At 60.9% G+C, this 13,712-nt stretch carries 12 protein-coding genes; 9 read left to right on the top strand and 3 right to left on the bottom strand.

Annotated elements, in window-relative coordinates; all coding sequences use genetic code 11:
* Positions 1-16: 16 nt before the first annotated feature.
* A complete protein-coding gene (locus NBH12_RS02865) occupies positions 17-2,380 on the top strand; it encodes a glycoside hydrolase family 3 N-terminal domain-containing protein (protein ID WP_250819156.1) in 2,364 nt (787 codons plus the stop codon).
* Between the two features lie 5 nt (positions 2,381-2,385).
* Here NBH12_RS02865 and NBH12_RS02860 read toward each other — a convergent pair whose 3' ends face one another.
* Entirely contained in the window at positions 2,386-2,637 is a 252-nt protein-coding gene (locus NBH12_RS02860) for a hypothetical protein (RefSeq protein ID WP_016462487.1), read from the bottom strand.
* 179 nt (positions 2,638-2,816) lie between these two features.
* Between NBH12_RS02860 and NBH12_RS02855 the strand changes: the two genes are divergently transcribed.
* The 4 genes from NBH12_RS02855 (at position 2,817) to NBH12_RS02840 (ending at position 5,589) form a co-directional block, all read left to right on the top strand.
* Positions 2,817-3,104 (top strand): nucleotidyltransferase family protein, encoded by a 288-nt coding sequence (locus tag NBH12_RS02855; RefSeq protein ID WP_016462486.1) that lies wholly within the window; start codon positions 2,817-2,819, stop codon positions 3,102-3,104.
* The gene (locus NBH12_RS02850; protein WP_003830196.1) at positions 3,091-3,492 is read left to right on the top strand and encodes a nucleotidyltransferase substrate binding protein; all 402 of its coding nucleotides are present in this window, start codon (positions 3,091-3,093) and stop codon (positions 3,490-3,492) included. Before NBH12_RS02855 ends, NBH12_RS02850 begins: the two co-directional genes overlap by 14 nt.
* Before the next feature lie 14 nt (positions 3,493-3,506).
* Positions 3,507-4,712 (top strand): glycoside hydrolase family 5 protein, encoded by a 1,206-nt coding sequence (locus tag NBH12_RS02845; RefSeq protein ID WP_003833324.1) that lies wholly within the window; start codon positions 3,507-3,509, stop codon positions 4,710-4,712.
* Positions 4,713-4,773: 61 nt separating this feature from the next.
* Entirely contained in the window at positions 4,774-5,589 is an 816-nt protein-coding gene (locus NBH12_RS02840; protein ID WP_003833326.1) for a PBECR4 domain-containing protein, read from the top strand.
* Between the two features lie 18 nt (positions 5,590-5,607).
* Here NBH12_RS02840 and NBH12_RS02835 read toward each other — a convergent pair whose 3' ends face one another.
* On the bottom strand, positions 5,608-6,222 hold the full coding sequence (locus tag NBH12_RS02835) for a TetR/AcrR family transcriptional regulator (RefSeq protein ID WP_008782751.1): 615 nt from the start codon (positions 6,220-6,222) through the stop codon (positions 5,608-5,610).
* Between the two features lie 233 nt (positions 6,223-6,455).
* Between NBH12_RS02835 and NBH12_RS02830 the strand changes: the two genes are divergently transcribed.
* Genes NBH12_RS02830 through NBH12_RS02820 form a run of 3 tightly spaced genes read left to right on the top strand, consistent with a single transcriptional unit; the run spans position 6,456 to position 10,409 of the window.
* The gene (locus NBH12_RS02830; RefSeq protein ID WP_014485424.1) at positions 6,456-7,721 is read left to right on the top strand and encodes an MFS transporter; all 1,266 of its coding nucleotides are present in this window, start codon (positions 6,456-6,458) and stop codon (positions 7,719-7,721) included.
* 56 nt (positions 7,722-7,777) lie between these two features.
* Positions 7,778-9,454, top strand: coding sequence for a CocE/NonD family hydrolase (locus NBH12_RS02825; RefSeq protein WP_250819155.1), 1,677 nt, complete (start codon positions 7,778-7,780; stop codon positions 9,452-9,454).
* Between the two features lie 34 nt (positions 9,455-9,488).
* A complete protein-coding gene (locus NBH12_RS02820; RefSeq protein WP_052790535.1) occupies positions 9,489-10,409 on the top strand; it encodes an alpha/beta hydrolase in 921 nt (306 codons plus the stop codon).
* Between the two features lie 115 nt (positions 10,410-10,524).
* Here NBH12_RS02820 and NBH12_RS02815 read toward each other — a convergent pair whose 3' ends face one another.
* Entirely contained in the window at positions 10,525-11,112 is a 588-nt protein-coding gene (locus NBH12_RS02815; RefSeq protein WP_052790536.1) for a TetR/AcrR family transcriptional regulator, read from the bottom strand.
* Positions 11,113-11,355: 243 nt separating this feature from the next.
* On the opposite strand from NBH12_RS02815, the gene NBH12_RS02810 reads away from it, so the two are divergent.
* Positions 11,356-13,629, top strand: coding sequence for an exo-alpha-(1->6)-L-arabinopyranosidase (locus NBH12_RS02810; protein ID WP_250819154.1), 2,274 nt, complete (start codon positions 11,356-11,358; stop codon positions 13,627-13,629).
* Positions 13,630-13,712 lie beyond the last annotated feature (83 nt).

The raw sequence follows: 13,712 nt of genomic DNA, 5'->3' as shown, positions 1-13,712 counted from the left end.
AGGAAAGCGACTTCGTATGACCGACAACACTACGCCTGCCGCAACTGCTGAAACCTTACCGTACAAGAATCCTGATTTGCCCGCTGGTGAGCGAATCGCCGACTTGCTCTCTCGTATGACACTTGAAGAGAAGGTCGGCCAGATGATGCAGCTTGACGCCCGCGGCGGCGATCTTGAGGATCTCATCGTGAATAAGCATGTCGGATCCATTCTGCATACCAGCCCCGAGGATTTATCTCGTGCCGCCAAGACCGTCAATGAGAAGACGCGTCTGGGCATCCCGTTGATTATCGGAGATGACTGCATCCATGGATACTCCTTCTGGCCGGGCGCCACTATTTTCCCGTCCCAGCTCGGCATGGCTGTCAGCTGGGATCCGGACAAGGTCAAGGCCGCCGGCCGTGCTACCGCCGAGGAGGTCTCTTGTACCGGTGTACATTGGACGTTTTCTCCTGTGTTGTGCATCGCCCGAGATACCCGTTGGGGGCGTGTGGATGAGACTTTCGGCGAAGACCCGATGCTGATCGGCGAACTCGCCTCCGCCATGGTCAAGGGCTATCAAGGCGGTGCCAAGGCCGGTGAGGAACTGCCAAAGAACGCAATCCTGGCCTGCGCCAAACATTTCGCCGGCTATTCCGAAACCCAAGGCGGCCGCGACGCCTCCGAAGCGGACCTCTCCCACCGCAAGCTCGAATCCTGGTTCCTGCCGCCGTTCGAGCGCGTGGCCAAAGAAGGTTGCGGTACGTTCATGCTGGGTTACGAGTCCATTGAAGGCGTGCCGGTCACATTCAACAAATGGTTGCTGACCGACAAGCTGCGCGGCGCATGGAAGTACAACGGCACGCTGATCACCGATTGGGACAACGTCGGCCGCTCGGTATGGGAGCAGCACGTCAAACCCGATTACGTGCACGCCGCGGCAGACGCGGTCAAGGCCGGCAACGACCTGGTCATGACCACCCCGCAGTTCTACGAGGGTGCCATCGAAGCCGTAAAAACCGGTCTGCTCGACGAATCCCTGATTGATGACGCAGTAGCTCGCATCCTAGCTCTGAAATTCCGCCTCGGCTTGTTCGAAGACCCGCGTCTGCCGGACGCCGAACGCATCAAGGCAGTCATCGGTTCGGCCGAACACCAGCAAATCAACCTGGAACTCGCCCGCGAATCCGTCGCCCTGCTGCGCAACGACGGCACCCTGCCGTTCACCGCGAACACGGCCAAGCGCATCGCCGTGGTAGGTCCGCTCGCCGACGACGCCCAGAACCAGCTCGGCGACTGGACCGGCAACTCCGGTCAGGTTTCCTGGATGCCGGACGGCCAGCCGCGCGATATGATCGCCACCGTGCTCGACGGCCTGATCCAGCTCGCCGCCGACGATTGCGAGGTCGTCTACTCGCGCGGCGCGAACGTCATCGACCTCGTGCCCGACCCCGCAGGCGAGTTCTACCCGGACGGCCAGCCCCGCCCGAAGATCGGCGTCTCCGCCGCCGTGGACCAGGCCCTGATCGACGAGGCCGTGGCCAACGCCCGCCAGTCCGATCTGATCGTGGCCGTGGTCGGCGACGTGGTCCAGCTGGTCGGCGAAACCTGCTCCACCGCCACGCTCGAACTGCTCGGCGGCCAGAACGCCCTGCTCGACGCGCTCGCCGCCGTCTCGCGCGAAACCGACAAGCCGATGGTCACCGTGCTCATCAGCTCCAAGCCGCAGGTGCTGCCCGCCTCCATCGTGGGGGAGTACGGCGTGTTCGCCAAGCGCGTCAGCGACCCTGAAACCGGCACCGGCTCCATCCTGTGGGCGCCGAACCCGGGCATGCGCGGCGGCCGGGCCATCGCCGAAATCATCTTTGGCCTGACCAACCCGTCGGGCCGACTGCCGATCACCTTCCCGCGCCACGCGGGCCAGCTGCCGGTCTACTACAACCAGATCCGCGGCCAGCACGGCGACCGGTACGCCGACCTCACCCAGGATCCGGCGTTCGCGTTCGGCGAAGGCCTGAGCTACACGACGTTCGCATACGGCGAACCGACCATCGTGGGCGGCGCAAGCAATGCCGACGGCACCTTTGCCGAAACCGACACTGTGCGCGCCGAAATCACCCTCACCAATACCGGCAAGCGTGCCGGCGTGGAGATCGTGCAGGCCTACATCGGCGACATCGTGACCTCCTACAGCTGGACCGACCGCGAATTGAAGGCGTTCCAGCGCGTCGCACTGGAGCCCGGCGAGACCAAGACCGTCGCCTTCGAGATCCCGGTGGCGAACTGCACGATCGTGGACCCGGACGCCAACCGCATCGTCGAGCCCGGCGAATTCGAACTGCTCATCGGCCACTCCTCGCGCCGTGAAGACCTGAAGCGCACCACTTTCACCGTGGCGTAGATGAGTCAGGCAACGGCTCGGTAATGGCAAAGCGGGATGCGGCTCGATGTCGCATCCCGCTTTTCGGCTTGTTGCGCTGTTGCGTCGCCGCCGGCCGGCGTCAATCGGACGTGGTGATGTGCTCCACATCCCAGCGCACGCCGAGCACTTCGGGCGCGCAACTGGCGTTCGAGCCCTATCAGTGCGCCCAATGCCGTGCCAAGCACGATGCGTACGGTGCAGTCGAGAATAACGGCCAGAGAAAACGTGGTGAACATGAGGATTCACCTCCTGAAAAAAGGCGTCAGGAACTTCCCGCACACCCTACAGCGCCAGCCCGCCTCCCGCAACTGCGTCGCCGCGTTCGGGTGGTTCGAGCTCCGTGCGGTGAGCGGGCCGCGGCCGTATGATGGAAGCGCGGGTGGTCCGGGATTTTCTGCATACGGCGGGAGGCGTCATGGTTCCTATTGAGCACGTGTACGAACAGATTCGTACGTTCGCCGCTGATGCCGGCGCTCGCAAGGTCGTGCTGTTCGGTTCTCGCGCAAAGGGTGTGAACCGGCCTAAAAGCGATATCGATCTTGCCGTGGCCGGTTGCCCCGATTTCAATCGCTTGGAGCAGAACCTTCAGGACAATCTGTGGTCACTGCTTAAAGTTGATGTCATTAATCTGGATGAGCCGATTTCTTCATCGCTGAGGGCGGAGATTGAGCGTAGCGGAAAGGTATTGTATGAAAAAATATGAGAATTACGTTTCCGCACTGAAGTCGCTGCGCAAGGCTCCCGAACAGGATCTCAGCAATGATTTCATCCAGAGCGGCATCATTGACAAGTTCGAGTTGCAGTTTGAGCTTGGTTGGAAACTGTTCAAGGCGCTGCTGGCTTATGAGGGAGACCCTGTTTCCGCTTCCGGTTCTCCGCGAGATGTGCTCAAAACCGCTTTCCAATATTACGATTTCATGGACGAATCGTTGTGGCTGCGTATGCTGCGCGATCGCAATGATTCTGCTCATATCTACGATGAGGAACGCGCCCGGCGTCTTGTAGATGCCATCATCGTTGATTACATCCCCGAATTTGAGCGTGTGAATCAGGGGTTGGTCGTTCGTTACGGCGAAGCATTGAACGATTAGCGCGGGTGACATTAATGGCACTGGGCACGCTGGGCATTGGCGAACAAATCAATGGGGTGAACCTCGGCAACTGGCTGGTACTGGAAAAGTGGATGAAGCCGGGGATTTTTGCCGCCAGCGGCGAAGCGGACGAGACCTGGCTGCATCGGGCTACGGAGTCTGCTGAGTTGGAGGCTCTGCTGACGCGGCATCGCGACACGTATATCACTGAAGCTGATTTTCGGAACATTGCCGCGCATGGCTGCAATCTGGTGCGTATTCCTGTGCCGTATTTTATCTTCGGGGATGTGTCCGGTCATCCGGGCTGCATCGAGTACTTGGACAGGGCGTTCGACTGGGCTGAGCGTACCGGTCTCAAGATTCTTATCGACCTGCACACGGTGCCCGGCTCACAGAACGGATTCGACAACGGCGGCCTCACCGGCGTGGTGCGCTGGCATCATAGCCCGCGAGCGGTCGCCTATGCGTTGAATGTGCTGGCCTGTCTGGCTCGCCGGTATCGCGATCGCGCGGCGCTGTTCGGTATCGAGGTGCTGAATGAGCCGATCGATTGGTTGACGTATGCTACGTCGTCATCGAGCAGGCAGGCAAAGGATAACTTTGAAGCACGGAGGAGTGGGCCGATTCCAATGGTGTTCCTCAAGCGTTTCTACCGTGAGTCGTATCGCCGGTTGCGCCCGATTTTGGCCGAGAACCAAGTCATTGTGTTCCATGACGGCTTCCGACTGGGCCGTTGGCGGGACTGGTTTGTGCGGGAGGGCATGCGGGGCGTCATGCTCGATACGCATATCTATCTGGTCATGGCCGAACATTTTCCGCTATTCCGTATGATTCCGGAGCGATGGATGATGAGCTGTTATAGGCTATTCGTGCGCTGGAATGAACGCCGCATCCGCCGGGCCGCGCGCTATACGCCGGTGATCGTAGGGGAGTGGTGCGTGGCCAACAATCTGGTGAACCGGATGATCGCTAAGCATTCGGGCGATGGCGGTCGCTCCGAGGAAAACGCTATGCACAGTACATCAATCAGAGGCTCTATTTACCGCGAGGTTGCCGCCATGCAGCGCAAAGCGTGGAGCGCATCCGCCGGGCAGATTTATTGGAGCTACCAATTACGTGGTAATCATGATTTCTTGCCTACCATCGACCCACAATCCGACACGTCATGCCTCGACCCTTGGGATTTCACTCACGTCTGGCACGCTGGTTGGATGGTGTAATGAAATGAGAACGAAATTGCTCTCTGGTGGCATGATTCGAGCCAATTGTGTAAGGTAGAGAATGAGCTTCGTGACCCGGCCTATCCTTTGCGGCGGGGTGGGTTGCGGGTTCGAGATGAGAAGTCAGCTGCCGCTGGCACTTGATTCGTCCGCGCGGACGAATACCGCGAAAGCAGGGTGCCTAGCCCAGTGGCTGGGTGATACGGTTGGGCCAACCGAAGCCACTACCGATTCCACTTCGAAAGTAGTGGATGATAGTCATGCAGAAGACTGTAAAACATGGCTTTTCATCTCAGGAGGGACATCTGGCTCAGATGTCCCTCCCTTATTTTTCGGCAAAGGGGGAGCCGTGAATATAACGAAGACAAAGGAGTATGCATTGGCGCAAGCCCATGCTGCGGCTCTCCTGTATCATGAGCGACTTGAAGGCCGTTCAATAAAAATTCACTGTGAAGATGATCTGACTCTTGCCATTGTTTGGGACTCGGGAAATTTCGCTCATCTATGTGGCTTGGATTATTATCTGGATGATTCCAAGCGATGTCGTCTTCCTCCTAGAAAGCTCTATGAGGATTTGCTTAGGGGACGCAGAATCTCACCTAAGCGAGTGAGTCCTCATGGTGATGTGCAATGGTTGAAGAAGAAGGCAGATGTCCTGACCGATGCCATGGATATGTCAAAGGTGACACATGTCGTAGTGTCGGGCAATAGCAGGATCGTACTGTACGCAGGCAATGAGGTCTGGTGCATCGGTCTCGGGCGTATGCGTGATGGGCGGTATTATCCGCAATCGTTGGTAAAGAAATCTTTCGATGAAGTGCGGAAAACGGGTACCGTCACACATATCGTGGCCGCAGTCGAAACGATGGGGCTATAGCCCGAATGAAAGGCCGGCTCAGCGGTAGCCGTTCCAGTGGGGGCGAGGGAACAGGATGTTCTCGTACTGGGACCAGCTGGACATGAAGTCGATGTCTGGCTCGCCAAGCCAGCGGGATTGCAAGCCCTCCATGGCCGAGCCGACGCACATCGACAGCAACCCGATCTTCTGTGGGGTGTTATATTCGGGCGGCAGCTTCCACGGATAGCTGCCGATCTGCGCGCGCAGCCGTCCGCCACGCTGGGCGTAGTACTCGTGCGCCGGGTGATTGGGGTCGATGGCTTCGGCGCGCAGCACCAGATACAGCTGTGTGAGTTGCGGGCGTTTCATGGTGTCCTCGGCGATGGTCCGGTAATACTCGGGCATCAGCAGAGGAGAAAGCTCCCGCTGTTCGGGCGTAAGCGCAAGTTTGCTCTGAATGTAGTCTCCGGCTTCGCTGGAATCTTCGTATCGACGCAGCACCAGCATCAGCAGCCCGTTCTTGTTCTTGACGTATTTGAGCAGCCCGGCCTGCGTGATGCCGACGCGATCGGAGACCTCCTGGATGGTCATGCCGTAATAGCCGCGCTCGGCCACCACTTCGGTGGCGGCATCGGTGATCGCCTTGAGGCGTTCTTCTCCGCGCGTTCCCATGGCATGTCTCCTTTCGTCCGGCTTTGGATGGTCCGCGCCCGGCGGCCCAACTGCGATATGAGCCATGATAGCCGTCATCCCGGCGTGTCTCGCATTGACACGCTAGAAAGTAAGTAGTAACTTACCTAATAACAAAAGTAAGTACTTGCTTACCTTTGGTTCGCCGGTCAGATTCAATGATGGAACCGACCCGGCGCACGCAGGAGGAAACAACAGCGAACATGGAGGTTCGAATGTCCACCCAAACCAAGTCGTCCAGCCGCCCTTGGCTGGTGTTCATCGGCTGCTGCGTATTGTCCCTGGTCGGATTCGGCCTGATCGTCAACACGCCTGGCCTGTACTTCACCGTCCTCGGCGAGACACTGAACGTCTCGCGCACGCAGATCGCATTGGCCTCGTCGATCATGGCTATCGCCGGCGCCGTGACCATGCTGTTCGCGGGCAAGGTCATGAAGATGCTCGATTCACGCATCCTGATCAGCGTGTGCATCGCGGGCGTCGCCGCCCTGTTCCTCGCCCAGTCCTTCTTCAACGCGGTCTGGCAGTTCTACATCTCATTCGCGCTGATGGGCATTCTCTACATCATCCCGATTTCCCTGGCCCCCAGCGTGCTGCTCGCCAACTGGTTCGAAAGCAAGCTCGGCATGGTGATGGGCATCGCCCTTGGCCTGTCCGGCATCGGCGGCACCATCTTCAACCCCGTCGTCTCCTGGTTCATCACCAATCTCGGATGGCAGACCTCCTACCGCCTAACCGCACTGATCCTCGTCATCTGCATCCTGCCGTTCTCCCTGCTGGTGTTCAAGTTCCGCCCCGACGAAGCCAAGGGCGAGCAGGCCTACGGCCATATCGTCTCCGCTGCCGTCGCCGATGACGCCCAGGCCGCCGGCGAGCTGCCCGGCATCGAATCCAAGAAGGCCTACCGCACCCCGACGTTCGTGCTGCTGGTGCTCGTCTCCGTGCTCCTGCAGATTGTGGCCGCGCTGGTCCAGCACGTCTCCAGCCATGAAATCGCCCATGGCCTGACGCTGGAACAGGGCGCACTGGTCGTCTCCGGCATCATGTTCGGCGCCGCGATTGGCAAGGCCACCATCGGCATCCTCCTCGACTATCTCAAGCCGGAACTGACCATCGTCATCTACTCCGCGATCGGCCTCGCCGGCTGGGGTCTCATGGCCGTCGCCACCACGCCCACCCCGGCCATCGCCGCCGGCTTCATGGCCGGACTCGGCCAAGGCGTCGTGCTCGTCGCCCTGCCGTGGGTCATCCGCAAGTCCTTCGGCCAGCGCGATTACAGCGAGATCCTGTCCATCGTCTCCATGTTTGGCGCGGTCGCCTCCGCCATCGCCGTCACCGCGCATGGCGCCGTGTTCGACGCCACCGGCTCCTATGTGCCGTCGCTGGTCGGCAATATGGCCCTGTACGTGGTCGCCGCGGCCTGCATGGTCATCGGATTCCGTATGCGCCCGTTCAAGGAAATCACGAAGCAGGCCAAGTGAGGCCGGGCAAAACCGATTCCAGACAAACGTATATATAAGGAATATAAGGAGTATTCATGAGTGACGCAGACGACTTCATGACCCGATATCTCAACAACATCACCAGCCAGTACGAATCCTCCCGATTCAAGCCGGAATACGAGCCGGCCGACCCCGAAACAACCAAGGTCACCTGCCGCGACGGCGTCGAGCTGACGGTCGACATCTTCCGCCCGGCCACTCCCGGCCCGTACCCGACCATCGTGGTGCGTTGCCCCTACCCGCAGCAGGTCGAGCTGTGGAAGCTGCACGGCGAACATCTCAATCGGCGCGGCTACGCGATGGTGTGCGAATGGTGCCGCGGCACCTACACCTCCGGCGGCACGTGGGAACCGAACGTCAACGAGCGCAACGACGGTGCCGACCTGCTCGCCTGGTGCGAACATCAGGACTGGATCGACGTGATCGGCCTGTGGGGCACCTCGTACCTGTCCCTGACCTGCTGGACCGTGGCGGACATCACCACGCCGAAGGTGGCCTCCATCTGCGCCAACCACTACGGCACCGACCGGTTCGCCTCCGCCTACCAAAAGGGCTCCTTCCGCTGCGACGTGCTCACCGCCTGGGCCATGCAGAACGCCGGATATCCGGTCGACGCCGATTACGTGAAATCCGCCCTCCACCTGCCGCAGATGAGCGTGGACGAGGACATGTGGGGCGGCCGCCTTGACTGGTATCGCGACTGGATCAGCCACCCCAAGGGCACCGACGCCTACTGGGATGAGGGATTCTGGGGACTGCTCAAGTCCATCCCCTCCAAGGTCAAGGTGCCGATGTTCATCCACGAGGGCTGGTTCGACCACCACCTCGGCAGCGCCCTAACCGGGTACGCCGCACTGAACGAGCAGGTCAAGGAACACTCCTGGCTGCGCATCGGCTGCTGGAACCACTACTTCCTCAATCCGCTGGAAGGACTGGAACCGAAGCATCTCGACGCCGCCGAAGTGCCGGCTGCGCTCGAATGGTTCGACCTGACCCTGAAGCGGAAGCAGACCCCCATGCGGCAGGTCGAGTACTACGAGATCGGCAGCGATTCCTGGCATGTCGCCGACTCCTGGCCGCTGCCGTCCGCAGGAGCCGACGAAGTCAGGCTCTATCTCAAGTCCGGCGAACTGACGGCCGAAGCCCCGCAAGCCGCGAGCGCCGCCGAATACGACTATGATCCGGCCAACCCGGTCATGACCCGAGGCGGCGAGGCCCTGCTCACCACGATGGACGAGATTGGCGCACGCATCCAGCCGGAACCCGGCTGGCGCGATGACGTCATCACGTTCGAATCCGAGCCGCTGGACCATGACCTGCACATCCAAGGCGCGATTAGTGTGGACCTGTACGTCTCATCCAGCGCTCCGGACACCGCCTTCACGGCCAAGCTCATGTGCGTGGACCCGGACGGCACCGCGCGCAACTACCGAACCTCCATCACCACGATCGGGCTGGATACGCCGGACGCCGCGCCGTACAAGCCGGGCGAAACCCGCCGCGTGAGCATCGACATGTGGGGCATCTGCTGGATGGTGCCCGCCGGGTCGCGCATCCGCTGCGATATCTCATCTTCCGATTTCCCGCAATACTCCGTACACACCAACCATGCTGGACTGTGGAGCGAACAGACCGACACGCAGGTGGCCCACCAGACCATTCACATGGGCGGCGCCACGCCGTCCGCCATCGTGCTGCCGGTGCGTGGCTGAGATACGGTTTCGATAACGATTGAAAGGAACGACAATGATCAGTCAGGAAGCGCGCGACCTGTTCGCCGCCAACGTGAAGGCCATGACCGCCGGGGACGCGGCGCATCTCGCCTCCCAGTTGCTGCCGGACGATGTGAGCCGATTGAAGGACATCGCTTATGTCCATGATGGCGACGCCGCGCATCTGCTGGACATCTACACTCCCGCGGATGCGGAGGAAGGCGCGGCTCTGCCCGTCATCGTGGACTTCCACGGCGGCGGCCTGTATTACGGCAACAAGGAGAACAACGAATGCCGTGACATGTTGCTCGCCCGCCAAGGGTTCGCCGTGGTGAACGCCAACTACCGGCTGGTGCCTTCGGTGAGTTTCCCCGCCCAGCTGGCCGATGCGATGGCCGTGCTCGATTGGATTCGCGGCCATGGCGCCGAATACGGCCTGGACGCCGAGCGCGTCTGCGTGACCGGCGATTCGGCCGGCGGCGCCTTGGCCCTGTACCTCTGCGCGGCCAACGGTTCAATGCAGCTGGCCGGCGCCTTGGGCCTGTGGCAGTCCGGCATCGAGGTGCACGCCCTGGTGGTGACCTCCGGCATGTTCCGTTTGCAGGGCGGCGTGCACGCCAACGCGCTGAGCTATTACATGGAGGGCTACCTGCAGACGCCCGCCGACCACATCAAGGTCAGCCCCTATCTCGATCTGGACAAGCTCATCGTGGACGGCGATGTGCCGCCGATCTACATGATCACCAGCGTGGAGGATTTCATCGCCGACAACACCTACGAACTGGCACGCATTCTGCACGCCCGGCATAAGGACCATGCGATGAGCGTATGGCCCAAGGGTCGCGAGCGGGTGCTGGGCCATGTGTTCAACATCGTCCAGGCCGGCGATCCCGAAGCGGGCGAGGCACATCAGGTGATTTGCGATATCGCCGACTACTGCAAGCGCTATATCTGATCGCCGTTCGTGCGGCCGAACCAACAGTGGGGGTGTTCTATCAGTGTGGAACACCCTCACTCTGCGTGGTGAGAAGCGTTATGCGGGATTACAGCCGCAACTGCAGCCAAAGTGCTCAGCGATACCCGTCCCACAGGGGCAAAGGCATCAGCACGCCCTCACAATCGGCCCACATGGCGTTGAGGTCCTGGCCGGGGGTGCGCAGCCAGCGCAGCTGAAGGCCGTCCATCATCGAGAATCCGGCCTGCAGCACATGTTCGACGTTGACGCCTTGCGGCACGGCCCAGTTGATGTTGAGCGCCATGGTGACCGTGCGGCGCTCGCGGTCGGCGAAATAATCGTGCGCGGGGTGGGTCGGGTCAAGTGCCTCGGCGCTCAGTGTGGAGAACATGTGCACCAGTGCGGGCCTCTTGTTGTTCACCGCCACCACCTGACGCCACATATCCGCGATAAGCGGGCGCTCTTGGGCGACCATCGCGGCATTGATCGATTCGGTGACCCGGTCGTATTCCTCGGTCAGCGCCAGATCGAGCAGTCCCTCCTTGCTGCCCACGTAATGCAGCACGCCGGCTTTGGTAAGCCCCACTTCGGTGGCGATGCGTTGCAGTGACGTGCCGTAATAGCCGAACTTGCCGAACGATTCGACGGCGGCGTCGAGAATCGTGGTACGACGATCGGTATCGGTAGAGGAGGGGGCGTTCATACAGGCAACCTTACGGTCGGTTAGTAGTGGTTCCAAATGATTTCGGCGTGTTGTGTCGGAGATTTTGATAATCTACCTACCAACCGGTTGGTCGAGAGAAAACGGCAGTCGAGATTCGTGGAGGAACCTCGAACAACAGCCAGGCAGCCCGGCCGAATCGGAACCAACGCATATCGAACAACCGCACAATTCAAGACAGCAGCGCAAGCCGCACAACTCAAGAAACTCAAGGAAAGAGGCAACATGAGCGAGTCCACCTACCCGTCCGTCAAGGATCTGACCCTGGAAGAGAAGGCATCCCTCACCTCCGGCGGCGACGCCTGGCATCTGCAGGGCGTGGAGTCCAAAGGCATCCCAGGCTACATGATCACTGATGGTCCTCACGGTCTGAGGAAGTCCCTGGCCTCCAGCACCGGTGAGACCGACCTTGACGACTCCGTGCCCGCCACCTGCTTCCCGCCGGCCGCCGGCTTGTCCAGCTCTTGGAATCCTGAGCTCATTCACAAGGTTGGTGAGGCGATGGCTGAGGAGTGCATTCAAGAAAAGGTGGCTGTGATTCTTGGCCCCGGCGTCAATATCAAGCGCAACCCGCTCGGCGGTCGCTGCTTCGAATACTGGTCCGAAGACCCGTACTTGGCCGGTCATGAGGCCATCGGCATTGTTGAAGGCGTGCAGTCCAAGGGCGTGGGCACGTCGCTCAAGCACTTCGCCGCCAACAATCAGGAAACCGACCGACTGCGCGTCGATGCCCGCATCAGCCCGCGCGCCCTGCGCGAGATCTACTTCCCGGCCTTCGAACACATCGTCAAGAAGGCCCAGCCGTGGACCATCATGTGCTCCTACAACCGCATCAACGGCGTGCATTCCGCACAAAACCATTGGCTGCTGACCGACGTGCTGCGCGACGAATGGGGCTTCGAGGGCATCGTCATGTCCGACTGGGGCGCCGATCATGACCGTGGGGCCTCCCTGAATGCAGGCCTGAATCTGGAAATGCCGCCGAGCTACACCGACGACCAGATTGTCTACGCCGTCCGCGACGGCCGAATCACCCCCGCCCAGCTCGATCGTATGGCTCAGGGCATGATTGACTTGGTAAACAAGACCCGCGCTGCAATGAGCATCGACAATTACCGTTTCGATGTGGACGCCCACGATGAAGTCGCCCATCAGGCCGCTATTGAATCCATTGTGATGCTCAAGAACGATGATGCGATTCTGCCGCTGAACGCCGGTCCAGTCGCCAATCCGTCCGCCACGCCCCGGAAGATCGCCGTTATCGGCGAATTCGCCCGCACCCCGCGCTACCAGGGCGGCGGCTCCTCCCACATCACCCCCACTAAGATGACTAGCTTCCTCGACACGCTCGCCGAGCGCGGCATCAAGGCCGACTTCGCCCCCGGCTTCACGCTCGATATGGAACCGGCCGACCCGGCCCTCGAATCCGAAGCCGTGGAAACCGCCAAGAACGCCGACGTTGTCCTCATGTTCCTGGGCCTGCCGGAAGCCGCGGAATCCGAGGGCTTCGACCGCGACACCCTCGACATGCCCGCCAAGCAGATCGCCCTGCTCGAACAGGTCGCCGCCGCAAACAAGAACGTCGTGGTCGTGCTGTCCAACGGTTCCGTGATCACCGTGGCCCCGTGGGCCAAGAACGCCAAGGGCATCCTCGAATCCTGGCTGCTCGGCCAGTCCGGTGGCCCGGCGCTCGCCGATGTGATCTTCGGCCAGGTCAGCCCGTCCGGCAAGCTCGCCCAGTCCATTCCGCTGGACATCAACGATGACCCGAGCATGCTGAACTGGCCGGGCGAGGAAGGCCACGTCGACTACGGCGAGGGCGTGTTCGTCGGCTACCGCTACTACGACACCTACGGCAAGGCTGTCGACTACCCGTTCGGCTACGGCCTGAGCTACGCCACGTTCGAGATCACCGACGTCACCGCCGCCAAGACCGGCGCGAACGCCGCCACCGTGACCGCCACCGTGACCAACACCTCCGATGTGGACGCTGCCGAAACCGTGCAGGTGTACGTTGCGCCGGGCGAGGCCGACGTGGCTCGCCCGAAGCACGAGCTCAAGGGCTTCACCAAGGTGTTCCTCAAGGCCGGCGAGTCCAAGACCGTGACCATCGACCTTGATGAGCGCGCGTTCGCCTACTGGTCCGAAAAGTACAACGACTGGCATGTGGAGGCCGGCGAATATGCCATCGAAGTGGGCGTGAGCTCCCGCGACATTGCCGACACCGTTGCCGTGGCCCTCGATGGCGACGGCAGAACCCAGCCGCTCACCGAATGGTCCACCTACGGCGAGTGGGAGGCCGATCCGTTCGGCGCCAAGATCGTGGCCGCCGTGGCCGCCGCCGGCGAGACCGGCGAGCTGCCGAAGCTTCCGGATAATGCGATGATGCGCATGTTCCTCAACTCCATGCCCATCAACTCGCTGCCCACCCTGCTGGGCGAAGGCGGCAAGAAGATCGCCCAGTTCATGCTCGACGAGTACGCCAAGCTGAGCAAGTAATACTACGCAAACTGCCGGCTCCCTTTTCTGAGATTCAGAGAAGGGAGCCAGTTTGTGTATAGGGCATATGTGGGATTCGTTGT

This window comes from Bifidobacterium sp. M3-N-101 (assembly GCF_023656805.1).
Lineage (GTDB): Bacteria > Actinomycetota > Actinomycetes > Actinomycetales > Bifidobacteriaceae > Bifidobacterium > Bifidobacterium breve.
The sequence above is the reverse complement of the archived record's forward strand: the minus strand, read 5'-3'. Positions and strand labels throughout refer to the sequence as shown.

Bases quoted from the DNA above. Each gene is read 5' to 3' on its own strand.
- NBH12_RS02865 (WP_250819156.1), top strand. From the start codon at position 17: ATGACCGACAACACTACGCCTGCCGCAACTGCTGAAACCTTACCGTAC.
- NBH12_RS02860 (WP_016462487.1), bottom strand. From the start codon at position 2,637: ATGTTCACCACGTTTTCTCTGGCCGTTATTCTCGACTGCACCGTACGC.
- NBH12_RS02855 (WP_016462486.1), top strand. From the start codon at position 2,817: ATGGTTCCTATTGAGCACGTGTACGAACAGATTCGTACGTTCGCCGCT.
- NBH12_RS02850 (WP_003830196.1), top strand. From the start codon at position 3,091: ATGAAAAAATATGAGAATTACGTTTCCGCACTGAAGTCGCTGCGCAAG.
- NBH12_RS02845 (WP_003833324.1), top strand. From the start codon at position 3,507: ATGGCACTGGGCACGCTGGGCATTGGCGAACAAATCAATGGGGTGAAC.
- NBH12_RS02840 (WP_003833326.1), top strand. From the start codon at position 4,774: ATGAGCTTCGTGACCCGGCCTATCCTTTGCGGCGGGGTGGGTTGCGGG.
- NBH12_RS02835 (WP_008782751.1), bottom strand. From the start codon at position 6,222: ATGGGAACGCGCGGAGAAGAACGCCTCAAGGCGATCACCGATGCCGCC.
- NBH12_RS02830 (WP_014485424.1), top strand. From the start codon at position 6,456: ATGTCCACCCAAACCAAGTCGTCCAGCCGCCCTTGGCTGGTGTTCATC.
- NBH12_RS02825 (WP_250819155.1), top strand. From the start codon at position 7,778: ATGAGTGACGCAGACGACTTCATGACCCGATATCTCAACAACATCACC.
- NBH12_RS02820 (WP_052790535.1), top strand. From the start codon at position 9,489: ATGATCAGTCAGGAAGCGCGCGACCTGTTCGCCGCCAACGTGAAGGCC.
- NBH12_RS02815 (WP_052790536.1), bottom strand. From the start codon at position 11,112: ATGAACGCCCCCTCCTCTACCGATACCGATCGTCGTACCACGATTCTC.
- NBH12_RS02810 (WP_250819154.1), top strand. From the start codon at position 11,356: ATGAGCGAGTCCACCTACCCGTCCGTCAAGGATCTGACCCTGGAAGAG.